The organism is Thermococcus sp. EP1 (assembly GCF_001317345.1).
Taxonomy (GTDB): Archaea; Methanobacteriota_B; Thermococci; order Thermococcales; family Thermococcaceae; genus Thermococcus_A.
Window position 1 is genome coordinate 285,567 of the sequence record NZ_JXCG01000001.1, and the last position, 23,953, is coordinate 309,519.

Annotated in this window: 24 protein-coding genes and 2 tRNA genes; 15 read left to right on the forward strand and 11 right to left on the reverse strand. The window is 38.7% G+C overall.

Going from position 1 to position 23,953, the window contains the following annotated elements:
- Positions 1 to 8 precede the first annotated feature (8 nt).
- Positions 9 to 614 carry an acyltransferase gene (locus tag EP1X_RS01395; protein ID WP_055280992.1) on the reverse strand — a complete coding sequence of 202 codons (606 nt, stop codon included), beginning with the start codon at positions 612 to 614 and terminating at the stop codon, positions 9 to 11.
- 66 nt (positions 615 to 680) lie between these two features.
- Between EP1X_RS01395 and EP1X_RS01400 the strand changes: the two genes are divergently transcribed.
- Genes EP1X_RS01400 through EP1X_RS01430 form a run of 7 tightly spaced genes read left to right on the forward strand, consistent with a single transcriptional unit; the run spans position 681 to position 9,017 of the window.
- Positions 681 to 1,886: a glycosyltransferase family 4 protein gene (locus tag EP1X_RS01400; protein ID WP_055280994.1), complete on the forward strand. Its 1,206-nt coding sequence runs from the start codon at positions 681 to 683 to the stop codon at positions 1,884 to 1,886.
- Positions 1,870 to 3,096, forward strand: coding sequence for a prenyltransferase/squalene oxidase repeat-containing protein (locus tag EP1X_RS01405; RefSeq protein WP_055280995.1), 1,227 nt, complete (start codon positions 1,870 to 1,872; stop codon positions 3,094 to 3,096). Before EP1X_RS01400 ends, EP1X_RS01405 begins: the two co-directional genes overlap by 17 nt.
- Positions 3,093 to 4,298 (forward strand): glycosyltransferase family 4 protein, encoded by a 1,206-nt coding sequence (locus tag EP1X_RS01410; RefSeq protein WP_055280997.1) that lies wholly within the window; start codon positions 3,093 to 3,095, stop codon positions 4,296 to 4,298. Before EP1X_RS01405 ends, EP1X_RS01410 begins: the two co-directional genes overlap by 4 nt.
- 35 nt (positions 4,299 to 4,333) lie before the next feature.
- A complete protein-coding gene (locus tag EP1X_RS01415; RefSeq protein ID WP_055280999.1) occupies positions 4,334 to 5,716 on the forward strand; it encodes a sulfatase in 1,383 nt (460 codons plus the stop codon).
- Between the two features lie 12 nt (positions 5,717 to 5,728).
- On the forward strand, positions 5,729 to 6,922 hold the full coding sequence (locus EP1X_RS01420; protein WP_055281001.1) for a glycosyltransferase family 4 protein: 1,194 nt from the start codon (positions 5,729 to 5,731) through the stop codon (positions 6,920 to 6,922).
- Complete coding sequence (locus EP1X_RS01425) at positions 6,919 to 8,091, forward strand: glycosyltransferase family 4 protein (RefSeq protein ID WP_055281003.1); 1,173 nt, start codon at positions 6,919 to 6,921, stop codon at positions 8,089 to 8,091. The genes EP1X_RS01420 and EP1X_RS01425 overlap by 4 nt, the downstream gene beginning before the upstream one ends.
- Positions 8,092 to 8,120: 29 nt before the next feature.
- The gene (locus EP1X_RS01430) at positions 8,121 to 9,017 is read left to right on the forward strand and encodes a hypothetical protein (RefSeq protein ID WP_156300690.1); all 897 of its coding nucleotides are present in this window, start codon (positions 8,121 to 8,123) and stop codon (positions 9,015 to 9,017) included.
- A gap of 57 nt (positions 9,018 to 9,074) precedes the next feature.
- On the opposite strand, the gene EP1X_RS01435 is transcribed toward EP1X_RS01430, so the two are convergent.
- From EP1X_RS01435 to EP1X_RS01445, 3 genes are read right to left on the reverse strand one after another with little or no spacing between them, the layout of a single operon-like run.
- Complete coding sequence (locus EP1X_RS01435; protein WP_055281007.1) at positions 9,075 to 9,884, reverse strand: glycosyltransferase family 2 protein; 810 nt, start codon at positions 9,882 to 9,884, stop codon at positions 9,075 to 9,077.
- A 45-nt stretch (positions 9,885 to 9,929) separates the two neighbouring features.
- Positions 9,930 to 11,459 carry a flippase gene (locus EP1X_RS01440; RefSeq protein WP_055281009.1) on the reverse strand — a complete coding sequence of 510 codons (1,530 nt, stop codon included), beginning with the start codon at positions 11,457 to 11,459 and terminating at the stop codon, positions 9,930 to 9,932.
- A 45-nt stretch (positions 11,460 to 11,504) separates the two neighbouring features.
- Positions 11,505 to 12,500, reverse strand: a complete 996-nt coding sequence (locus tag EP1X_RS01445; RefSeq protein ID WP_055281011.1) for a sugar phosphate nucleotidyltransferase — start codon at positions 12,498 to 12,500, stop codon at positions 11,505 to 11,507.
- A 76-nt stretch (positions 12,501 to 12,576) separates the two neighbouring features.
- Between EP1X_RS01445 and EP1X_RS01450 the strand changes: the two genes are divergently transcribed.
- On the forward strand, positions 12,577 to 13,530 hold the full coding sequence (locus EP1X_RS01450) for an NAD-dependent epimerase/dehydratase family protein (RefSeq protein WP_055281013.1): 954 nt from the start codon (positions 12,577 to 12,579) through the stop codon (positions 13,528 to 13,530).
- Here EP1X_RS01450 and EP1X_RS01455 read toward each other — a convergent pair.
- Together EP1X_RS01455 and EP1X_RS01465 are read right to left on the reverse strand one after the other, a co-directional pair.
- Positions 13,527 to 14,075 carry a stage II sporulation protein M gene (locus EP1X_RS01455; protein WP_055281014.1) on the reverse strand — a complete coding sequence of 183 codons (549 nt, stop codon included), beginning with the start codon at positions 14,073 to 14,075 and terminating at the stop codon, positions 13,527 to 13,529. The two genes, EP1X_RS01450 and EP1X_RS01455, sit on opposite strands and share 4 nt — an antisense overlap.
- Before the next feature lie 221 nt (positions 14,076 to 14,296).
- Complete coding sequence (locus EP1X_RS01465; RefSeq protein ID WP_055281018.1) at positions 14,297 to 14,629, reverse strand: hypothetical protein; 333 nt, start codon at positions 14,627 to 14,629, stop codon at positions 14,297 to 14,299.
- Positions 14,630 to 14,882: 253 nt separating this feature from the next.
- Between EP1X_RS01465 and EP1X_RS01470 the strand changes: the two genes are divergently transcribed.
- Both EP1X_RS01470 and EP1X_RS01475 read left to right on the forward strand, forming a co-directional pair.
- Positions 14,883 to 15,224 carry a HEPN domain-containing protein gene (locus EP1X_RS01470; protein WP_253276532.1) on the forward strand — a complete coding sequence of 114 codons (342 nt, stop codon included), beginning with the start codon at positions 14,883 to 14,885 and terminating at the stop codon, positions 15,222 to 15,224.
- Complete coding sequence (locus tag EP1X_RS01475) at positions 15,199 to 15,606, forward strand: nucleotidyltransferase domain-containing protein (RefSeq protein WP_253276523.1); 408 nt, start codon at positions 15,199 to 15,201, stop codon at positions 15,604 to 15,606. The genes EP1X_RS01470 and EP1X_RS01475 overlap by 26 nt, the downstream gene beginning before the upstream one ends.
- 41 nt (positions 15,607 to 15,647) lie before the next feature.
- On the opposite strand, the gene EP1X_RS09980 is transcribed toward EP1X_RS01475, so the two are convergent.
- From EP1X_RS09980 to EP1X_RS01490, 3 genes are read right to left on the reverse strand one after another with little or no spacing between them, the layout of a single operon-like run.
- Positions 15,648 to 16,205 (reverse strand): stage II sporulation protein M, encoded by a 558-nt coding sequence (locus EP1X_RS09980; RefSeq protein WP_082391438.1) that lies wholly within the window; start codon positions 16,203 to 16,205, stop codon positions 15,648 to 15,650.
- Entirely contained in the window at positions 16,202 to 16,420 is a 219-nt protein-coding gene (locus tag EP1X_RS01485) for a hypothetical protein (protein ID WP_055281020.1), read from the reverse strand. Before EP1X_RS01485 ends, EP1X_RS09980 begins: the two co-directional genes overlap by 4 nt.
- Before the next feature lie 13 nt (positions 16,421 to 16,433).
- Positions 16,434 to 16,700 (reverse strand): hypothetical protein, encoded by a 267-nt coding sequence (locus tag EP1X_RS01490; protein ID WP_055281022.1) that lies wholly within the window; start codon positions 16,698 to 16,700, stop codon positions 16,434 to 16,436.
- A gap of 247 nt (positions 16,701 to 16,947) precedes the next feature.
- Between EP1X_RS01490 and EP1X_RS01495 the strand changes: the two genes are divergently transcribed.
- From EP1X_RS01495 to EP1X_RS01510, 4 genes are all read left to right on the forward strand, one after another.
- The gene (locus EP1X_RS01495) at positions 16,948 to 18,303 is read left to right on the forward strand and encodes a transglutaminase family protein (RefSeq protein WP_055281024.1); all 1,356 of its coding nucleotides are present in this window, start codon (positions 16,948 to 16,950) and stop codon (positions 18,301 to 18,303) included.
- 113 nt (positions 18,304 to 18,416) lie between these two features.
- A tRNA-Glu gene (locus EP1X_RS01500) sits at positions 18,417 to 18,494 on the forward strand.
- A 6-nt stretch (positions 18,495 to 18,500) separates the two neighbouring features.
- Positions 18,501 to 18,578: transfer RNA gene (locus tag EP1X_RS01505), tRNA-Ile, on the forward strand.
- Between the two features lie 60 nt (positions 18,579 to 18,638).
- Entirely contained in the window at positions 18,639 to 20,612 is a 1,974-nt protein-coding gene (locus EP1X_RS01510; protein WP_055281026.1) for an IGHMBP2 family helicase, read from the forward strand.
- Here the strand turns inward: EP1X_RS01510 and EP1X_RS01515 are convergent.
- Positions 20,609 to 21,925, reverse strand: a complete 1,317-nt coding sequence (locus EP1X_RS01515; protein WP_055281027.1) for an MFS transporter — start codon at positions 21,923 to 21,925, stop codon at positions 20,609 to 20,611. The genes EP1X_RS01510 and EP1X_RS01515 overlap by 4 nt on opposite strands.
- A gap of 106 nt (positions 21,926 to 22,031) precedes the next feature.
- Entirely contained in the window at positions 22,032 to 23,363 is a 1,332-nt protein-coding gene (locus EP1X_RS01520; protein WP_055281029.1) for a leucine/methionine racemase, read from the reverse strand.
- 135 nt (positions 23,364 to 23,498) lie between these two features.
- Between EP1X_RS01520 and EP1X_RS01525 the strand changes: the two genes are divergently transcribed.
- Positions 23,499 to 23,948 carry an Lrp/AsnC family transcriptional regulator gene (locus EP1X_RS01525; RefSeq protein WP_156300691.1) on the forward strand — a complete coding sequence of 150 codons (450 nt, stop codon included), beginning with the start codon at positions 23,499 to 23,501 and terminating at the stop codon, positions 23,946 to 23,948.
- Positions 23,949 to 23,953 lie beyond the last annotated feature (5 nt).

Below are 23,953 nucleotides of genomic sequence, written 5' to 3' on the forward strand. Positions count from 1 at the left end.
CTACCGCCTCACAAGTTTTTCTCCTTTAGATAACGCTCATAATCTTCTTTTCTTATTTTCACTTCTCTCCCACAGTGGGAGCATTTGAACATGATATTACTCTCATCTTCACCGATTTTTTCCTTTAATTTTCTTCCGCAGTAGCAGACGAAGCCCTTAAGTCTAGCTGGATTCCCAAATACCAGCCCGAATGGTGGAACGTCTTTGGTAACAACAGCCCCAGCACCTATCATGGCGTATTCACCAATTATTACCCCGCAGACTATTGTTGCATGTGCGCCTATGCTTGCGCCCTTCTTTACGAGGGTTGGCACCACTTCCCAGTCCTCGTTGAACGCCCTAGGATAGAGGTCATTGGTGAAGGTCATGTGCGGGCCGAGGAAAACATCATCTTCAACCTTAACACCATGATAAACACTTACCCCATTCTGGATTTTAACGTTGTTACCTATCTCAACTCCCACGTCAATGTACACGTCCTTCCCAATGTTGCAGTTTTTCCCTATTTTAGCCCCCTTTCTTATGTGAGCGAAGTGCCATATTCTGGTTCCTTCTCCAATCTCAACATTCTCCTCAACAACAGCTAGGGGATGAACGAAATACTTTTGACCCATTCTAAACACCACAGACTATTGACGCCCTAAATTATAAAAGCATTGTTGAGATAAGTGATGTGAGGTATGCCCATGGATACAACCGCGGATCTCATAATATTTTCTCAAGCATTCCCACCGGAAAAGGGAGGCAACGCATCAAGAATGGGGGACTTGTATAAATACCTCACCAAGTTTGGAGTTAAGATTACCGTCATTTCTGCCATCGAGACTTATCCCTTTGGAAGCTTCCCCCGAGAACTCAAGCTCTCAAAAAGAGAGGGGGATATAATCAGACTTTTTACATACCAACCCAAAGAAGACGCCTCAAATATTGAACGGGCCTTATACTACACCCTCTTCCCAATCTTTGCGAGTATTTGGTTGATTTTAAACAAAAAATCTACAGATGTAATCCTAATAACTTCTCCACCTCCCCAAATGTATATTGTGGCCCTTATCGGAAAAATTCTGAAGAAGAAGGTTATAGTAGATATTAGAGATCTATTCTTGGACGTCAGCGTTAGTCTCGGCTTTATAAAGAGAGGGAGTATTGTTGAGAGAGTTTTTAGGTTTCTAGAGTCCAAAGCCCTTCAAACCGCTAATGCCATAACCCTTGTTACTCCCAAGATAAGACGCCAACTGGTTGAGGAATATGGAATAGACCCCGCCAAATGCTATGTTGTTCCAAACGGTGTTGATCTAGAAACATTCAAATGTGAAAAACCAAAAAGAAAACCCCAAATGGTCTATACTGGCTATTTTGGACATGCTCAGGATTTCGACACGTTTTTGGAAGCCTATGCTCTGGTTGATGAAAAAGATAGAATACCCTTGATCCTTGCAGGAAGTGGGGAAAACCTCAAAGAAACTCTAGAAAAGGCTGAAAAACTTGGCTTGTCCAAGTGGGTAAGCTACATCGGAATGCTTTCAAGAAAGGAAGTCGTCAATCTTCTCTGCTCTTCCACCATTGGTGTGGCCCCAATAAAAGCTGATGAGAGCTTAAAATATGCAATACCCTCAAAAATCTATGAATACCTCGCATGTGGTCTTCCATTTGTGGGAGTTGGAATTGGGGAAATTGAGCGAGTGGCCAAAGAAAGCCAGGCAGGATGCGTGGGGAAGACCCCTAAAGAGGTTGCTAAATGCATTAAAAAACTCTTAAGCTCAAACCCACAAAAAATGAGGATATATGGGCTAAGGTATGTCTCCCAATATAGTCGGGAGGCCTCGGCGAGAAAGTTTTTACACGTGCTTGATTTAGTGAGGGAGCAACATGAAAAAGGCCATTGAAGAGTACCTGCATTCATTGGAAAGCAACACAAGGGAACATCTGATAGTTGAAGGTAGCAGTGCATACATAAAAGATCCAGTTTTTGGAATAGTTAGAAACAGGGTCAGCGTTGAATACTTGAAAACTATAATCCGACTTTATGGGGAACAAGAGAGAGACATCATTGAAAAAATTGTGAGCTTTCTTTTATTAAGGCAAAATCCAAACGGTTCTTGGAATGAGATTCATCCAAACTATAATCAAGAATCCGCTCTTGTGACTTCCTTTGTTGGAGAGGCCCTGCTTTTATCCCTGCCATACCTAGAGGGTGACCTTAAAGAGAGGACCCAACAAGCATTAATTAAAGCACGAGACTTTGTTCTCTCAAGCGAGATAGAACCTGGATATTTTCTCAAGTCTAAGCTATACACAGCAGACTATCTTAACGTTGATGCGACTTGTGGGGCTTTCTTGGCCCAGTATTACAAGGTTTTTGGTGATAAAAAAGCATTAGAAGGTGCAAAAAGGGCCGCCAGGAGAGTGTGTAACTTCCAGGAAAAAGACGGATCATTTCCATATACAGTGAATAGGGGAAGTGAAAAATACCACCTAAAAGTCCCATGTATTCATTATCAAGGCGTTACGCTTTACTACCTTTCAAAAATCCAGGAGATTGTTCAAGAAAAATGGCTCAGAGATTGCATGCTTAAAGGAACCCAATGGCTCTCAGATGTTCAAAGACATGATGGAAGGTTTGAGTGGTCAAGAAGCGGCCTAATGTTCGCCTATTATCTCACAGGTGCGTATGCCTTTGCTTTGGCTTCTTTTGCCTATGCTTCCAAATGGGAGGAGAACTATTTAGATAATGCTGAAAAAATAATAACAGTTCTAGAAGAAAACACCCCAAACATAGCCCTCAGATGGGAAAAAGGCAGGTGGAGAGATTTTCCAAAAGATGTGCTAACTTCACTCAGGAGCGCCTGGATTGGGGAGTACCCAATAACACACAAGTTCTTCAGGTTTGGTTACGCTATTTACAGACAGATAGCAAGAAGAAGGTTCTCTAAGGAGGTTCAAAACGACTGGGTGTTCAATATTATCACAAAGCTTTTAGGAATAAGAACGTCCACAATCGAACCCTCCAGGAATTTCCCCGATATGTTTATGACTTCCGAGATTCTTGATTGTTTAAGCTATTCACTACCTCTGTTTAAAGGTGAGCTCAAATGAATATTCTCTTCCTTGCATCCAACTTTCCAGATCCGGTAAATAAAACATGGGCCCCTTGGAATAAAAAGGCAGTTGATAGTGTTTTAGATTATGCAAGGCCTACTGTCGTAGCTCCAAGGCCCTTCGCTCCCCCATTTTCTAAGTTTGCACAGATTCCAAACCAAGAGCTCTCCCACGAATATCCAATCTACTACCCGAGGTTTCTCTATCTCATTCCAAAATCACTCTTTTATTGCCTTACTGGAGAGTCTTACAGGTATTTTGTTGGTAAATTCATTGAGAAAAGCCTAAATAATGGAAAACTTACAAAACCAGATATTGTCCACGCCTTACACCCTTATCTTGATGGTTATGGAGGCGTTCCCATAGCAAAGAAATTGGATATTCCCCTCGTAGTGACCGTGCACAGCCCCAATAATCTCCAGATATGCTCAGAAAAAGTCCTCTCAGCACTTCAAGCCGCAGATAAGGTGATAACAATTGCCGAATTCCTTAAAAAGGACCTCATAAACATTGGCCTTCCCGAAGAGAAAGTTGAACACATAAGTCTAGGAGTTGATCCGAATGAATTTAAGCCTCTAAAGCTAGAGGATTCAAAAATAGTTATTCAGAAGTATGGAATTACTCCTGAGGACACAATAGTATTGTATGTCGGGCAATTGATACCAAGAAAGAACGTCAAAACCCTTTTGCGGGCAATTCCAATAGTTTTACAAAAACGTCCTCAGGAAATTAAGAGAAACGTCAAATTTGTTATTGTAGGGGGCGGCCCGGAAGAGAAAAAATTACAAAAACTAGCATTAGAGCTGAATATTAGCGATCGTGTTATCTTTACTGGTAAGGTTCCATTTGAAGAACTTAAAGAATGGTATGGGATTGCAGATATATTTGTTCTCCCCAGCCTCTCCGAGGGGAAACCCGTTGTAATATATGAGGCCATGAGCAGTGAATGTGCAATCATAGCCTCCAATATAAACGGAATTCCAGAACAAGTTTTTGATAATGTAAACGGGTTCCTGATCTCTCCAAATGATACCCAAGATCTTGCAACAAAGATACTCTACCTACTAGAAAACCCACAAGAGTTGGAAAGAATGAAAAAGGAGAGTCGACAGTCATTATTTAGGCTCGGCTACACCTGGGAAAGCTATGGACAAAATATAAAGCAAATTTATAATTCTCTGATGCCGCAAAACATATAAGTTATCTCCCGAGATGAGTCTAAAGGTGAGAGAATATGAGTGAAATCAAAAAAGTGCTGCTTATCACAATTGACTGTCTTCGTGGTGATCACGTTCATTATAATGGTTATGAAAGAAATATAACCCCCACAATAGACAAACTCGCCAAAGAGGGCTCAAACTTCTTCATGGCCTTCTCAAATGGCCCTCACACTCACTACTCATTTCCATCAATTCTCACATCAACCTACCCCCTTATGTTTGAGGGCCCTAAAATAGGAGCAGGAAGAATAACTCTGGCCGAAGTCATGAAAATGCTCGGATTTAAAACCGTTGGACTGAACTCCAACCCATTTCTCTCGGAGTACTTTGGGTATGGAAAAGGGTTTGACATATTCAATGACTTTCTAAGTGGAGAGGAAGCCAAGAAAAAGAGCTCTCTCGCTGTAAAATTGAGAAAGAAGATTCCAAAAGAGAGTATAATTTATAGATTTCTTCAATTTGCTGATAAATACAGGGCGATAAAAAACCGCAAAACCCCATACATTAGAGCAGATGAACTCAGAGAAAGGGTTATTGATCATCTGGAGGAATATAAGGATGAAAAACTCTTTCTATGGGCCCATTTTATGGATGCCCATTATCCCTACCTCCCAGATAAAGAAGTAATGAAAAAACTCGGTTTTAAAGACGTTAGCGACTTCAAAAAAGCAAGACTTTTCACCAAGATGCTCAATGCCCCAGAGAAAGTTACCCCAGAGGAGGCCCAGATTTTAATCAACCTTTACGATGCCCAAATTTACACGATAGATCAAGAGATTAAGAAAATCCTCGAGTATCTTGATGAAAATGGATTGCTTGATGAAACATTAATTGTAATAACAGCAGACCATGGAGAAGAATTTGGGGAGCATGAGGACTTCACTCACAGAGTCGATAAAGACAAACCAACGCTCTACAACGTCCACATTCATGTGCCTTTGATATTTTACAGTGGAAGTTGGGATTACCAAGATGTTAAGTCTAATGTCTCCCTAATGGATCTTGCCCCAACCATTGTAGATCTTGTCTCGGGCCAGAAAGTGAAGAAATTTATGGGGAAGAGTTTATTACCTTTAATGAGTGGAGAAGAAGAGGAACACAGGGCATTCTACTCGGAGCATGAATACCAAGAGAGCGAGATCGTAGGCAACATCATGAAAGAAAGGAAGAAGGCGATTGCATATGTTGAGTACCCATACAAGCTGATTTACTATGAAGGGGACAACAGCTATCAACTTTACAATTTTGAAGACGATCCAGAGGAGAGAAATAATTTAATTAATGACCTGAACTCTCAAGAGATTGTTTCATACATGAAAAATAAGATCAGAGAGCATTTGAAAGAGATAGAACTGTCTAAAGTGAGAATTCGATTAAGAAATCTTAGAAATATTTAGGTGAGAGGATATATGAAAATCCTAATAATTTTTCCCCGAAATATTTACAACCCAAAATCAGGAAAAGAAAGGAGAGTTAATAATCTCGTAAGAGCCTTGTCTACATTTGGGGATATTGTAACGCTTGAATCAGAGGAGTATAAAAATCAACCAAATCCTCTATCGAAGCGAAGGTACTTTTTTAAATATAAGATTTTCAGAGCATTTTTAATAGATTTTAACCCAAGCTACGTTTTTTCGCTTTTTAGAGTCCTAAAAAAAGAGCAACCCACAGTAGTACAGCTTTCTTACCCATGGGGAATCCCAATTGCCGCTCTCTTACGCAAGATCTTAAAGTTGAAATTTCTCCTAATTTATGATGCACATGATGTCGAAGCCCAAAGATGTTATGAGGTAGTTTTAAAAGATCCAAGTCATGGAATATTAAAGCCCCTAGTATATTTAAGGTGTTTATATGAGAGGATAATTGAACGTATAGCTACTAGTGTTTCCGATATAATAATTACAGTAAGCAGAGAAGACAAAAAAAGATTTTGTGAAAGGTACTTTCTAAGCAGTAATATTATTAACACCATCCCCATAGGATCCTTTATTACAAGGATCTCCAGACACTATAAAACTAACAGTAAACTGAAATTGGGGTTAGATAAGAAAACTATTGTTTTACTTTTCCATGGTGTATTTACATATTACCCCAACAAAGAAGCCGTTGATCTCATACAAAATTATATCGAACCCCAAATTGGAAAAAAATATGAAAATCTTGTGTTTATAATAGCAGGGAAGGGTCTCCCAAGAAACGAAGTCAGAAAATTAAAAATTTTGGGTTTTGTCGATGATTTATCTTTAGTATTAGCCTCAGGAGACATTGCTATTGTTCCTATTCTCAAAGGAGGGGGAAGTAGAACAAAGATTTTTGAGTACATTAGCGTAGGATTGCCAATTGTTTCTACAAAAAAAGGTGCTGAAGGTATTGAACTTGTAAACGGAAAACATGCAATATTGACCAAAGAGGTCAATGAAGAGTTTATAAATAGTATTGAGAGACTAATTCAAAATCCAAAACTCAGAAAAAAGATAGGATTTAACGCTAAGATACTTGCAGAAAAAAGGTATGATATAAAAAACCTTCAAGAAGAGATAAGTAAACACTACTTTAGCTGTTATGAACGTAGATATAACGATTTAATAGGCGAGGGCTTATGAAAGGAGAGAACACCCCCACACGCAAGATCTTGTGGATATTACCATTTAAAGATCCCCTCAGCGGAAACACTGGGGGGAGAGCTAGAGTTAGATATCTATTTCACCTCTTCAAAGAGTTAAATGCTGAGATTTCACTGCTCCTCCCAGAACTTCCCTTAACTGAATATCCCATTAAAGTCAGATCATACAATTTAAGCTTTAAACGTTTAAACATTCTTAAAAAATTCTTTTTAACATTTATCTCTTTTAATCCAAAATACATACACGAGATATTGTCATTCCTAAAAGAAATTAATGATAGAGAAATGATAATCCAAACAATGCCTAACGGTGCCCTTTTTACCCTATTTCTTAAAAAGACAAAAAATATTGGTGTAACCTATGATGCTCACAATGTTGAAATCGAAAGATATTCTCAATATGCACTCACTACAGTGGAAGGATCCACGTTCAAATATTGGTTAAATAGGCTTAAAATCACTATAAACGAGTTTATAATGGCTAAATATGCAGATCATATATTCACGATTAGCTATAGGGATAAAAAAGAATTTTTAAGAATTTATAACATAAATCCTGAAAAAATAATAGTAGTCCCTCCAAATATTAATATTAAAGATGCACCTTGGGAGGAGATTAAAAAACGCTCAAGCGTTAAAAGATACGTTTTAGTATTTCACGGTACATATACATATCTCCCAAACAGAGAGGCAATTGAAATTATTCAAAAAGAGATAGCTCCTAAAGTAAAGGAGGCCACTTTCATAATAGCTGGAACTGCTGTACCTAAACAACACTCAAAAGGGAATGTATCGTTTATTGGCTTTGTTGAAAATTTAAATACTTTTCTTTCCTCTTGTGATATAGCAATAGTACCCTTGAAAAGAGGAGCCGGTATAAAGATTAAAATACTCGACTATATGGTCGCAGGTTTGCCAATTGTCACAACTAAGAAAGGTGCTGAAGGTTTAGACTTAATCAATAATAAACACGCAATAATAGTCAATGATGTTAATGAAGAGTTTATAGCATCCATAAAGTATCTAATCGTAAATCCCAAAATTAGAAAAAAAATTGGACATAACGCAAAAAAACTCATAAAAAAGAGATATAGTAAAGAATCAAGAGAGATATGGGGGAAATTAAGGTGGGTGTTACACAGGTTTTAAAGAATCTCTCTAATAATTATAGAAATCTCATGTGGTGGCGTCAGATAATAATAAAATATGCCCCCAAAGTAGTATATAGAAAAAAAGATGGATTTTCTGTCCTTTCCGAAAATTGGGATCATCTTATAATACTCGATGCATGTAGGTTTGATGTCTTCTCAGAGGAAATTAAAAAAAGTGTTCTATACAAAAAGGGCAAATTAGAGTACAGAATTTCCAATGGAAGCATGACACTAGAATTCTTGTCAGAGAATTTTGGCGAAGGAGTATTTAATGAGATTGTGTATATAACTGCTAACCCCTTTGTTGATATGCTCCTTAAGAACAAATTCTACAAGATTATATCTGTATGGAAAGATGGGTGGGACAATAACCTGAACACAGTTCATCCCAGAACAGTCTATGAATACACAAAACTCAGCATTAAAAAGTACTCTGACAAACGTTTTATAATCCATTTTATGCAACCCCATTTTCCATATTTAACGTTAAAATTGGCCGAAGAAACCGGATTCGCCAAACACAGAGAAGCTGTACTTCAAGGGGCTATGAAATGGAAGGATAAAACAGTGTGGGATTTAGTTGAAGAAGGGCGGATACCCCTAGAGGTCGTTGTGCAAGCGTATCGTAAAAACTTAGAGATAGCTCTTAAATATGTTGAAAAGCTTGTAAAGATACTTGATGGGAAAATAGTGATAACGTCTGATCATGGAGAAGCATTTGGGGAGAAATTTCATCCAATGATCCCAATAAAAGTTTATGGACATCCAAAAAATGTTAGAATTGATGCCTTAGTTAAAGTCCCTTGGTTTGTGATAAACAAACCAAAGAAGAAAATAGTTAATGACGAAAAACAGAAGTTATCCATCGCAATTAGTAAATTTCTCCAAAAAAATCTTTCATTAGTAAAACCCCCACAAACATAGTCAGGATGCAGCTTCTTGAAGTTAAGGAATCCAGTTTTAAACACTGCTAATTGGAAACTAAATTCCAAGTCTTCTGCATATCTGGTATCTCAATGACCTATATATCGGCAATCCTAAATTTCCAATTGGAACTACTCCCCACTTTTCTATGAACCTTTTTCTATCTTCCTCTGGATCATGTAATTTCCTCATTGTTGGTCCAATGTATTTTTCTGGTCTATGATCAAATACAACATTTGGTAAGGCCCTTACTTCCAGCTCTTTATAGTATGCTTGCATAAAAAAGTCAAAGAGCTCATAAAAGAATTTATACCTTTCATCGAAATTTATTTTTTTGAAGATTTCAGTTCTAACTAGCATTGAACTCATGACCCCATGTACGCTAATAGAGGTTAGCCCTAACCCACTCGCTTCAGATACCGTTATAAACTTCTTAAAAACATACTTTTGACCATTTTTCTTCCCAAAAATAAAAATTTGACCAAGTTCTCTAAATTTCCCGTACTCATTCCACGCTCCAGATACTATTGAAACTTCAGGATTCTTGTAGAGGTGTTCAAGGAGAGTCTCAACAGAATTTTTTCTTATAATAATGTCATCATCAAGAAATAAGAGATATTCAGTTTCTGTGTTCTCTGCAATTAGTTTTCTAGCTGCAGAAGGCCCTATCCGTCTTTCTGGGGTTATCACAAGTATGTCATCGCTAATGCTTTTAGAAAGTTTTTCTACTTTTTTATCTACACATCCGTTAAGGACAATTACTTGAGATTTTATGCTTTTCAAATTTCGCCTCAAAGAATAAAGGCATTGTTTAAGTTTACGATATCTATTACATGCCACAACACCTACTGTTAATTCCTGAACCATTTGCTCCCCTCCTTTACTATTAATTATATGATTTGAATAAACTTATTAAACAAATCTTTTTAATACTTTTTCTACTATTTTCAACCTAATCCCAAATTTCCTCTCTATTGCCAAAAGCAACTCAATATCCTCCTCATCAACACTTTTACTAAACAGTACTAAAAAGAAATAAACCCCTAAAAACACTGCTAAAATAGGCAGTGCATACCATATATTAGACACCACCAAGTTCAAATTCTTAATTAACCCCAACAATACAAAACTAATCACCAATGGCTTTACATAATTCCAGCTAAAAGGGTGAATTTTAGTTCTCTGATAAAGCTTTGCCGAATTCATTGCATTGACTATAATATAGGAAATTGCAGTTGCCGTAGCTGCCCCTTCAAGGCCATAAAGTGGGATCAGAAATGTGTTCAATATTATGTTAAATGCTGCAGAGATAAAATTAGTAATCATAATAAAGTTGTTCTCGCCAATGATTACTAAACTCAACCAATTCAATCCAAAAAATGTGTGAAACATGAAGCCAAAAGCCAAAATCTGAAGGGCCAAAGCTGCCGAGATATACTTAACCCCAAAGAAGAAGCTTATAGTGGCCTCAGGAAACAAGAGAACTAGAGAAAACAACGGGAAAGTGGCTAAAAATATCCATTTGGTTAAAATCTGATACACCCTTCCAAGTTCCTTAATATTCCCCCTAGCATAGAGAACAGTTGCTAAAGGTGGAAAAACCAGCCCTGCGGAGTTTAAAAATAATGGCAAAAGCCTAGCAATTGGAGCAGCCCCATTATATAAACCAACAGTTTCAGAGCCCCAATAATAACCAAGCATCAACGTATCAGTCCACGTCATGACAAATCCCGTAATACCAGTCAACATTAGGGGTATTGAAAACTTAATCAACTCTTTTCCAAGCTTAAAATTCACTGAAACCCTAAACTCAAACAATTTACTCCTCCAAATGTCAAAAGTTAGTGCCAAAAGGGTAAAAGCCCGGGCAGCAACATAAGCAAGGAAAACAAAGGAAAAAGAAAACTTAAACAATCCCCCTACAACAACAAAAGCCAAAAATAATGTCGGATAAAAAATGTTCTGAAAATAAACCTGTTCTCTCACTCTCCCAAAACCTCGAGAAACAGAGATTATGACTCCAATCAAAGCTGAAAAGGGCAAGGCAGGAGCAATGAGTTTTAAAACATGAGTTAATCTCATCTCATTAAAAACTTGAGAGATGAATTTCGCTCCGAGAATTAAAACCAGCAACCATACTAGACTGTTCAACGCTGCAATAATCAAAGCTGTTGATATTAAATCCCTAACTTTTGAGGGCTCTATCTCTTGGTAAAATGCCACCTGCCTTGGAAGGGAGTTCCGAAACCCAAGAGTGGCTATCACAAGGGCAATACTCAAAACTGTCAAGGCAAGATTATAAACGCCATACTCTGAAGTAGTAAAATATCTCGCTATCACAGCCCTACTCAAGAACCCAAAAAACATCGAAATAACACTTCCAGCAAAAATAATCCCCGTTCCTCTCGCAATCCTATGCAGAACCCGACTTACCTCACTCATAAAGTTCACCCAAGTGCCCCAAATCCTAAGAGGAGTATTAAAAACCTACTCCCCCCTCTGTATCTTTGCATGACCCCCAACTAAACTCTTCTTAAGCTCAAGGTTTCTTATTTCGCACTTTTCATCTATTATTGAACGCCATATTGTAGAACCTCTTATCACAGTAGCATTAAAGATTATAGAGTCACTCACATCAGAGTTCTCAATCACACAGTTTTCTCCAATATAAGCATAAGGTCCAACTATTGACCTTCCAAGAATCCTGGCACCCTTCTTAATCACAACTGGGGGGATGATCTTGGAGTAGGGGCTTATCTGAATCTCTTCAATTTGACTCTCCTTAAGTAATGTCTTCATAGCCTCCAAATAGCTGTCAGCCGAACCAATATCATACCAGTAATCATCGAACTTGTATGCATAAATTTCAATGTCGTTCTCCAACAGCCACTCTATGAAATAACCTGGAGAATCCCTATTCCCTCTCTCAAGGTATTCATCAACTTTCTCTATAACATCCTTTGGAAAAGCATAGACACCCGTGCTTATCAATGTGGACTTTGGTTGCAGAGGTTTTTCCTGAAAATCAATGACCCTGTTCCCTTCAAGGAGGACTACACCATACCTCTTGGCCAGCTCAAAATCGCCGACATCATAGACCGCTATTAACGGCTTTCCATTATAGTGTTTCAAAAAGTCTTCCAGAGAAAAGGAGAACAAATTGTCACCAGCAACTATAAGATAATCATCAACACCAAGTTCTGATACTGCATATTTAATAGCTCCAATAGTCCCCAGCTTTTCCTCTTCACTTATGGTTTCCTCTACAATAAGCCCAATGTTGTTTTTTTCGGCCCAATTCTTAAAATGCTTCTCAAAGAACTTGTTGGTGGATACATGAACTTCCAAACCAAGATCCTTAGTCTTCTCAAGGATGTAATCGATAATATATTTATCTCCCACAGGTAAAAGGGGTTTTGGTTTACCCTTTGTGATCGGCCACAAACGAGTGGCATAGCCGCCAGCCATTATTAAAACTTTCATATCTCTCCCTCCAAGCAGTGTTAAAGTTACTCTAAACATATTTAAATCCTTTGTCATAATTAAGGTGGTGATTAAAATGAAAATTCTGGTTACTGGCGGTGCTGGATTTATAGGTTCTCATCTTGTGGATAGACTTATGGAAGATGGTCATGAAGTTAGAGTTCTCGATGATTTAAGTGCAGGAAGCTTAGAAAACCTCAAACAGTGGATTGATCATGAGCGTTTTGAATTTATGCAGGGAGACCTGAGAAGGAGAGACGTTTGTGAAAAAGCAGTAAAAGGAGTGGATGCTGTTTTTCATCTTGCTGCAAATCCTGAAGTCAGGATTGGCACTCAAAGTCCAGAGCTTTTATATGAGACTAACGTTCTCATAACCTACAACCTCCTTGAGGCCATAAGAAAAGAAGATGTAAAAGCACTGGCCTTTACTTCCTCCTCAACCGTTTATGGGGAAGCAAAAAGGATACCAACTCCCGAAGATTACGGGCCTTTAGAGCCAATAAGCGTCTATGGTGGAGCAAAGTTAGCAGCTGAAGCATTAATAGCGGGCTATGCTCACACATTTGACATAAAAGCTGTAGTTTTTAGGCTGGCGAATATAATAGGGAAGAGGTCAAACCATGGAGTTATCTATGATTTCATAAACAAGCTCAAGGCAAATCCCGACCGCTTGGAGATTTTAGGCGATGGAACACAAAGGAAAAGTTATCTCCACGTTAGCGATACTATTGAGGCCATGCTCTATTTGTTTAAGGAATTTTTAAAGGAGGACAAAATCTACGATGCTTATAATATCGGCAGTGAAGATTGGATCACGGTTACAGAGATAGCGGAGATAGTGAGCAAGGAAATGGGTCTAACTCCAGAGTTCTACTTTACTGGCGGTGTGGATGGAGGACGAGGATGGAAGGGTGATGTCAAGATCATGCTACTAAGCATAGAGAAGGCCAAAGCAAAGGGCTGGAAGCCCAAGATGAACAGCAGAGAAGCCGTAGAGAGGACTGTAAAAGAGCTTTTGGGAAAAATTTAAAGCATCTCTGCTATCTTTAACGTTATTTTTGCTTCAACTATCGCCGCAATGAGTATTAAAGCTATTGAGATTCCAACAAGTTTGAAAAACTCTTTTGCATCTTCTTCAGTGATTATTTCTTCCTTTTTACCCAAGGCAAATTTCAAAAGTTCGTAAGGAATTTTAAAGCCTGCAGCACCAGCAATAATCAAGGCAGAAATCTCAAAAACACCGTGGGGAAGAATGAGAAGAAAGAACGACTTAAGTTCGCCCACATGACGCAAGTTCCATGAAGAATGCAAAAATAACCCCAAAGGAATTCCATTAAATATCAAACTCCAAATAGTCAAACCACCAAAAGTCAAAACGCCACCAAAGGAGAGAATGAGGATAACTTTCAAATTATTTATAAAAAGAAATCTGAAGTTTGGCACTATTTCATTTTGTTTTTCATAAATACTGAGCATATTTTCACTCTTAGGTGTATTCAATGAATTAAAACCAAGAAAAGCCCCAATTAAGAAGAGAAACGTCGAAAAAACTAAAAGTCTGTAAAAAATCCTCATTATTTCACCCCTATCTAATAAACCACCAATGTGAATACTCTTCCGCATATGACTTGTAGATTTTTGCCTTTTTTTCATCTCCTTCTTTCAATGCTTCTCTATAAAGCTCCATATAATGGTGATATTTACTCACCCGCTTTATTTGCATGATCCCCAGCAAAAAAACCGAAATTGTAAACAAAACGAACAAAATGTAATTACCATCCATCCCTCCTTCCCTCCTATGCAAGTCCTGCTAATGCCAATGCTGAAACTCCTAACCCAACTGGATTCCCACTAGCCGCGCCAGCAAGAGCCGCGGCCCCAAACATGCTAATCCAAGTTATATAAAGGTTCATTTCTGAACTATATTCCTCTGCTAGCGACTTATAATAATCCGCCATTCTATCGTTGCCATTTAATAACGCTTTTCTGGACAACTCCATATAACGGTGATATTTTTCTTTTGCATTATTGTACTTGTGGATTGCATAATTTGCGTGATTAGTCACCTCTTCAAATACTACTCCGATAGTCATCAACACTAACCCCAAAGCAAGGGCCTTCCTCCACATTAATTACCACCAATGATTATAACTAAGCAACTACAATAAAAAGTTTTTTGGGAAATAATCGATTACCACTAGTAGAGTTTTGAATCGGAGTTAGATAACTATCAACTAACATTCAAACTCTGCGTATTTTTGACAAAAACCTTCAGAAGCCATTAACTAGCTAAAACACCCAAAAAGGTTTAATAAGTCCCAAACGTATTGAATATCATGTTTGATATAGAAGAATTTACTCGATGGATTAAACAGGCAGAGTATACACTTAAACTACTCTTGGGCATATTTTAAGGCTCAACAAGCCGGAGAACTTGCAGTAAAAGCTCTTTTATACGGACTGGGAATAATGGCATACGGACATTCAATAAAGAAGCTCTTAGATGTTCTGTCAAAGGATATAGATGTCCCAAATGAAATGTTTAGATACGCAAGGATTTTGGACAGGCATTATATCCCACCCAGATATCCGGATGCATATGTAGAAGGGTCTCCCTACGAATTCTACGGTATCGAGGATGCTGAGGAGGCAATTAAAGCCGCTAATGTCATAATAAAATTCATAATGGGTGTTGCAAATGATTCCATACGAAAAAGAGATTAAAGAATACGTCAAGAATATTAAAGAAAAACTCGACCCCAAGCTGATTATTCTTCACGGATCAATAGCAAAGGGGACCTTTGGTCTGGGGAGTGATGTTGATCTTCTTGTGGTCTCAGATGAGCTTCCCAAGAATTTCAATGAGAGATTGAGATTACTTTACGAACTGGACAACACAAGAGCCCCGCTTGATATAAAGGGATATACAAGTAAAGAGTTCAAGAAGATGATATTAAAGGGTCATCCCCTTGTGTTAGATGCCCTAGAGGATGGGATAGTACTCTTTTCAAAGAAAGAATTCTTGCAAGAAGTCAACAAACTCTTTAAAAAGGCCAAAAGGTCATTTAAACGCATTGAAAATGGATGGATGAAAGTTAAGAGATAAGCTCTCCGAGTAACACTCTTAGAAGATTCCTTCCTGACTCTTCAGATATTTTTAGCTATTTTCATTGTGATTGTGCTTTCAATTACTGCTGCAATGAATATTAGAACTATTGATATTCCCACAAGCTTGAAAAACTCTTTAGCATCTTCTTCAGTGATTATTTCTTCCTTCTTGCCTAAAGCGAATCTCAATACCTCATAGGGGATTTTAAAGCCAGTGGCTCCGGCTATAATTAAGCCGGGGATTTCGAAAACGCCATGAGGAATTGTTAAGAGTAGGAATACGTTCAAATCATTTAATGATAATGCTTCATAAAATAGTGCACCTAAGTTCATGCCATTTAATACTAGATTTAAGAATGCCAAACCCCCAAAAGTCAATGTTCCACCAAAAGAAAGTATTAAAGCCGCTTTGAAATTGTTGGTGAAGATATAAGAAAAACTTAGCTTTTCTTCACTAAACTCTTTTTCCAGAAAAGGGGCAATATTTATGTCATTTTCATGAATTGTATAATGAGTTGAGAGTGAGACTCCAAGGAGAAATCCGATAAAAAATAGTAAGAATGAAATGAAAATAGACCTGCTAACATTGTCGTTCAATTCTGAGCCCCCTTTGCCATTGGCAGGAGGAATTCTATGGCATATCCAAGCTCTGTGTAGATTAGTGTGAAGGCCAACATTACCCCAAGGAAATCTGTCGCTGATTTAATAGGGAGGAAGTCGTTAAAGAGCAACGCTATGCTCACAGTTGTTCCAAAAGCCATTATAAACCCAACGACAAGTAAACCAATGTACTTTCTCAGGGATCCTTTCATGATAAATCCCCCCTTAGGCCCACACCACAAGACCCACATAAGGTATTGCCTTAGCTACAGTTTTTAAACCAAACTTTAGAGCAAATTTTGTGGCTACTGCAGCGCTTCCTAATACTGCAGTACCTGCCTTTACTCCACCAATAGCTTGTTGCCAATCTCCTGTTTTATGCCACCTATAGATCCCATATCCTATATCAAATTTCCCTTCTTCAACAGCTCCTCCAACCACCACACCAATAGCCATCAACACTAATCCCAAGGCAAGCGCCTTTCTCCACATTAATTACCACCAATGATTATAATTCAATGACAATAATAAAAAGTTTTTTAGGAAAAAGTTGATTACCACTATTGAGGTTTTGAATTTGGGCTGAACACTTGTCAAAGATTTCCAGCCAATATTCGAACATCTCCAATTTAACAAATATCTACTGAACTGCGTAAGTTATCTTGTAGTTCCACAACCTTTTTATGTTATTTTTTATTGATGTAAATTTGCTAATAAGCCTCTTTACGGGGGTGCTAAAATGAAGTACATAAAAATAAAATTAACGCTTTTAATGCTATTACTCTTAACAGCAACCCCTACAAGTGCTTTAACAATTCCCATTGGCACCCTCGAAACCAAGTACATAATTATATCCGAAAACCGCCCCACAATCCTAGGGGTCTCTCTAAATTATGATATCTCAATGAGTGAGTTATATGGCTCAATAATAGAAGGAAGGTATGAAATAAGCCTAGCAAACTACAGCGTTGAGTATGCTATGTATACAGGAAAAAGGAAAATTATTTGGGCACCCCCGGTTAAGTCCTCAAAATTTATCCCCCAATATAATGAGTCCGTGTATCTTCCTGAAGATTTGAAAAAAATAGTGAAAGAAATTGCAGAGTCTAGTGACACCGTCGCTGAATTTGCATGGCGAGTTTCGTGGTTTGTCCACAAAACCATAACGTATGAAGATGTTTCTTACATAACTGAACTTGGGCGTGTGATTTTTACCAAAAATGAAACGAATTGGCTGATTGACGAAATATGGGAAAAGAAAAAAGGTGTTTGTAGGCACAAGGCAATTTTGGCACAACAAATGCTTAGATATGCTGGTATTAATGCAGAATACGTTGGAGGCTACGTTTTAGTCCCTGTAGGTGGAAGCCACAAATATATTGAGCCGTCCGAACTCAACACAATACCAGAGTTAGTACAGTTCTCAACCCACACAGGCCTAGGCCATGCATGGGTTATTGTAAATGATCCTGAAGTAGGCTGGTATCCCATAGATCCAACAAGGCAGAGAGATCCTCTCCACCCGATACTCCACGACAACATCGCAGTATACGTTGGAAATTACACCCCCTTTGCACCAGACGAAATTCCCCTTTTCAGACTCGAAAGTGTGCAAAATTACACCACCAATGCTAATGAAGTGAGATATAAAGGTATGAAAATAATTGAATCCAGCGAAACCGGTATAGTGATTTACAACCCCAAAGACGACCAAATTGATTACTATTCTGGTGGTTATGCGTTAATAATCCCCCAATCATTTAATTGGTCTTATGAGAAGTACTTCCAGAACAACACGATAAACACTAATATAACGGTAATACACAGAAAAGGAAAGTACTATGTTAAAATCGATGGAATTGAGATGCCTTTATATTTCACAAATGGGGGCAAGGTAGTAAAACCCCTGTATAAAAAAGGAGAGTATTACGTGTACAGGGAAAGTGATATTCCCATAATAGACGAAAAGGCCTCTTTTGAGACACCATATTACTTGTTAAAGGTGGATGTAAAAGAGGATATTTTCATGGAAATCCCTGGAGCTAAAATACCAAACTCACCTCTTCTGTTCCAGCGTGTGATCCTTCCATATTAATTTGGCCTCGTTCTTGGCTTTTTAGAACAGTTTAACATCCCAAATTTTCTAATAAATTCAATACAAAAAGCATCGAAAGATTTATAAATTAATTTTTGGTTATCAACATCGACGCCCCGGTGGTGTAGCCCGGTCAATCATGCGGGACTCTCGATCCCGCGACCCGGGTTCAAATCCCGGCCGGGGCACCAGAAAGCGGGCCCGTGGCTCAGCCTGGTCAGAGCGCCCGCCTGATAAGCGGGAGGTCCGGGGTTCGAAGCCCCGCGGGCCCACCAAAAGCTCTTCTAAAGGAAACGTTTCGAGAGCTTTTTATACACAAAAACCCAGTGATAACCATGCACGTTAAAACTTACATTGCTAAACTCGTTGATCTTGTGGAACTTGAAAGAGAGGCCGAAATAGAGGCCATGCGAGAAGAAATGCGAAGACTTAAGGGATATGAAAGAGAGAAAGTCGGTAGAGCGATTTTAAATCTCAACGGGAAAGTAATTGGTGAAGAATTTGGCTTCAAACTTGTAAAGTATGGAAGGAAAGAGCCATTTAAAACTGAAATTGGAGTTGGAGACCTGATTGTAATAAGTAAGGGGAATCCACTAGCCAGTGATCTTGTTGGTACTGTTGTAGAAAAAGGAAGTAGATTTATTGTGGTAGCCCTCGAAGCTGTGCCCTCTTGGGCCTTTAGAAACGTTAGAATAGACCTCTACGCTAACGATATAACCTTCAGAAGACAGCTTGAGAATCTTAAAAAACTGAGTGAAAGTGGTATTAGGGCATTAAAGCTTATTCTAGGTCAAGAAACCCCATTAAAAAGTTTTCCTGAAGAGTTCACCCCTTTTGACAGGAACTTAAACCAAAGTCAAACGGAGGCCGTAAGCCACGCCTTAGGAAGCGAGGATTTCTTTCTAATCCATGGACCCTTTGGTACCGGTAAAACAAGAACTTTAGTAGAACTCATTATACAGGAGGTCAAAAGAGGAAGCAAAGTTCTTGCAACGGCCGAAAGCAATGTGGCCGTTGATAATCTTGTAGAAAGACTTTGGGGGAAAGTTAAACTCGTCAGGTTGGGCCACCCTTCAAGGGTCTCAGTCCACCTAAAGGAATCAACACTCGCATTTCAAGTCGAATCCCATGAGCGATATAGAAGGGTTAGAGAACTGAGAAATAAAGCGGAAAGGCTTGCAATGATAAGAGATCAATACAAAAAACCCACACCACAAATGAGAAGAGGATTAACCAATAAACAAATACTTAAGTTGGCATATAGGGGCAGAGGGGCCAGAGGTGTTCCAGCTAAGGATGTTAGGCAGATGGCCCAATGGATAACACTAAACGAGCAAATTCAAAAACTCTATAAATTTGCAGAAAAGATTGAAAGTGAGATAATACGGGAGATAATTGAAGATGTAGATGTTGTTCTGAGTACAAACTCCTCCGCAGCTCTTGAATTCATAAAAGATGTTGAATTTGACGTTGCTATCATAGATGAAGCCTCCCAAGCCACAATCCCAAGTGTTTTAATCCCAATTGCAAAGGCCAAACGATTTATTCTTGCCGGAGATCATAAACAACTTCCCCCAACAATTTTGAGTGAAGAAGCCAAAAAGCTGAGTGAGACCCTTTTTGAAAAGCTCATAAGTCTGTACCCATCCAAGGCGAGAATGCTTGAAGTTCAATACCGAATGAATCAACTTTTAATGGAATTTCCAAGCAGAGAGTTCTACAATGGGAAGATAAAGGCTGATGAGAGCGTGAAAGATATAACACTGGCTGATTTAAAGGTTAGAGAGCCCTTCTTTGGCGAGCCCTGGGATTCAATATTAAAAAGAGAAGAGCCCCTTATATTTGTAGACACCAGTGATAGAACAGACAAATGGGAAAGACAGAGAAAAGGTTCAACTTCAAGAGAGAACCCCTTAGAGGCCCTTTTGGTCAAGGAGATTGTCGAAAGACTTCTTCGAATGGGTATTAAAAAGAATTGGATTGGAGTTATAACGCCTTATGATGACCAAGTTGACTTAATACGTTCTCTCATCGAAGATGAGGATATAGAAGTCCACACAGTAGATGGATATCAAGGTCGGGAAAAAGAAGTTATAATTCTATCTTTCGTCCGATCCAATAAAAATCACGAGCTCGGGTTTTTAACAGATTTAAGAAGATTAAATGTTTCTATAACAAGAGCAAAGAGAAAGCTTATTGCCATTGGAGATAGTGCAACCCTAAAAGAGCATGATACTTACAAACGCTTCATAGAGTTTGTAAAAAGATATGGAAGATTCATAAGACTAAGAAACATGGAAATACACTAATCCCTTTTTCTAATTTGTGGGATCGGCCTTTTTGAAATTGAAGCACTAAGGGAAATTCCAAGCAATGGAACAAGAGGAAACATTGCCAGAAAGCTCATCACAGAGGCTGAAGCAAAATTCATATCAAAGCCTATTTGAGAAGCTACACCACCACCGATTAAACTTCCTAAAACGAATCCTGTTGAATTAACTAAGTTAGAAGTTGCTAAGATGCTCCCCTGCTCTTTTGTAGTACTCCTTCTCCCTATGAATGATGTTGAAGAAACACTTACGTAGGACCAAGAATAGCCCCAAAGGAGATAACTTGCAGTGCTTGAGAGGAGCAAGGAATAGCGGAAGTCCATTGGGACTAATAGGAAGAAAACTCCAAGAGTCCTAAAGAAATACCCCTGTACCAATCCTAAAACAGGGTTCCTTGATCTGAGCTTTTTCCCAACCCTTTGATAAAGCATTGCTGATGTTGAAGAGTTCAAGAGAGCCAATCCAAATACTTCTTGACTAGTAAACCCATTTTTTATTAAAAATACGGGCAGTTGCGTGGTATACATTCCAGATGATATCCAAAATAGGAAAGAAGACAAATAAAAGCCCCTGAATTTTGGTGATAGTTTTAGTCTTGTGGGAAGATGAATTAAAAAGTTAGGCAAGTATCTTCCCTTTTGAATCACCTGATTCACGAGAGGTTTGATATTGCTCCTATGAAGGTAAACTGGTGCTTCTCTAATAGTTTTCCAAGCTATAATGAACGCAGGAATATTTAGGAGAGCAAATAATAGAAGAAGCTCTCTAAAGGCAAGAAACCTGACAAGTATAAACCCAAGTAAAAGGCCAATTACCCACGCCCAACCCCCAATTTTGTTGAACTTTCCAACGCCTTCTTCCCATCTAGTCTTTCTAACATTTCTAAAAAGCAAAACAATTGGTATAGAGACTGTTGACGCCAAGAAGAATGAATAAAGGGCATTAACGAGAATTAGTTCCCAAAAGTTTGATACAAGTGAAAGAGCGCTGAGGAATACGGATACACTAAAAAAGCCCATTAAGATAAAAAGCTTCCTTTTAAGAAGTTTATCACTTAATTTACCCCAGAAAACTGTCCCTAATGTTGATGCAAATGCTGACAGAGAAGTTAACAGGCCTATTTCACCTGCCTCAGCACCAAGCTGGAGTGCATAAAGGGAGATGATTTGAGAAGATCCACCCGTAGCTACCTTAAACGGAATGAAAGAGTAAAACCACCTAGGCATCTTGGAATTTGAACTAAGCAGGGAAGCTTTTCTAGCCTGCATTGTTGCATTTACTTTTTTCCTCATTTTTCAACCACCACGATACTCTCGCCGAACGAAGTTTGCTTTATAAAACTTTGGGACGCAAAAAGAGGCCTAATGAACAGAGATGAGCAAGAAAGAAGAGAAAAATTTACCAACCTTGAACATTTTCAAGAGCCTTATCTCCAACCTTACCCTCTTCAACATCAGTTATTGCCTGTTCAAGCCTGTTGAGGCCCTCTTCGAGGATTTCTTCCTCAATTGTAAGTGGGGGTTGGATCCTCAACACATTTCCCTGGAGAAAGGCAATAATTAAACCAAGTTCATAGGCTCTCCATACAATCTTTTTAGCCTCATCATAGGCCCTTTCTTTGGTCTCCCTGTTCTTTACCAGATCGATTCCTATCATCAACCCCTTACCTCTGACATCCCCAATCAATTGGTGCTCTTCTTTCATCTTGTTAAGTCTTCTCATGATGTAATCTCCAAGCTTTTCGGCACGTTTAAGCAGATCCTTCTCCTCTATCTCCTCTATAACAGCAAGTGCTGCCCTGCTTATAAGTGGATTTCCACTCAACGTAAAGGCATGCCCCAAAGTAGGAAGAGAATCCATAATTTCCGCTTTTCCAATAACAGCACTTACAGGCAAACCCCCACCCAAAGGTTTGGCTACTGTTAATATATCCGGCTCAACCCCAAAATGTTCTATTGCAAACCATTTCCCAGTTCTCCCAAGTCCACTCTGCACTTCATCAACGACTAGAAGAATCCCATGCTCATCTAAGATTTTCTTGATTCTTTTAAAGTAATTTGTGGGTGGCACAACCATTCCAGCGTCTCCCTGAATTGGTTCGGCAAAAAGAGCTGCAACTCCGTCCGCATAAACCTCTCCTTCAAATTTGGCTTTAATGTACTCAACACACTCCATCTTACAAGAGCTCTTTTCTTTGCCGAAAGGACACCTGTAACAATCTGGGTAAGGGATGTAATGAACATCGCTAAGCTCTCCAACCAGGGCCCTGACGTGAAAATCCAAACCCGTAATGCTCGAGGCACCATAAGTACAGCCATAATAACTTTTGAGATAGCTCAGAATAATCCTCCTCTTTGTATATGCCCGAACAAATTTTATTGCCCCATCATTGGCATCACTTCCACTCAAACCAAGAGATACTTTTGGATTTTCTACAGGCGAAATTTCAGCGAGCTTTTCAGCTAAAAGGAGTGGTTCTAGGGTAAAGCCATAAACAAAGGTAAAGTGAATAAGCCTTTCCACTTGTTCCTTTATTGCCTTCACAACCCTTTCGTTATTATGACCTACATTCTGAACCGCGGCATCACTTAGAAAATCTATGTATTCTCTCCCTTCTATATCCCAAACTCTCGCATTATTGGCCCTAACCCCAACTATAGGGGCATAATTAACGCGAGAAGCTTTTGGAAAGATCTTGCCATATCGTTCAATTACTTCTTCTTTTTTCATGGTTTCACCGCTTGATATATGCGTTTGAAATTAATAGAAGTTTCGGTCAATTTCTGCTTAATCTGACAAAAAGATTAGAATATATTTAAAAACCAACAACACAATATTTAAACAAAATGCTAATTGGTGATAAAGGTGGCACTTGATAATATTGACAAGATGATTTTAAGGTTCCTCCAAGAGAATGGAAGAATGAGTTATTCAGAGATAGCAAGAAGAACTGGAGTTCCAGAATCCACAGTAAGGCTAAGAGTAAAAAGACTCATGGAAGAGGGAATAATAAGGAAGTTTGCCGCTCTTATAAACCCTTTTAAGGCCGGTTATACAATAGTGGCGTTTATAGCAGTGGATGTTGAGCCAAGCAAAATCAAGAGGGCTGTAGAAGAATTATCCAAACTCCCAGAAGTGGATGTATTAGGAATAGCAACCGGGGCCCATGATATTTTAATGCAAGTAACTGTGAGAGATCTTCAAGAGCTAGAGAACTTCCTTATAGAAAAGCTAGGAAAAGTGGAAGGAATAAAAAGTACTGAAACCTCAATACTAACAAGTGTTAAAAAATGGGGATATGCAAGGGTCTTTTAACTTAT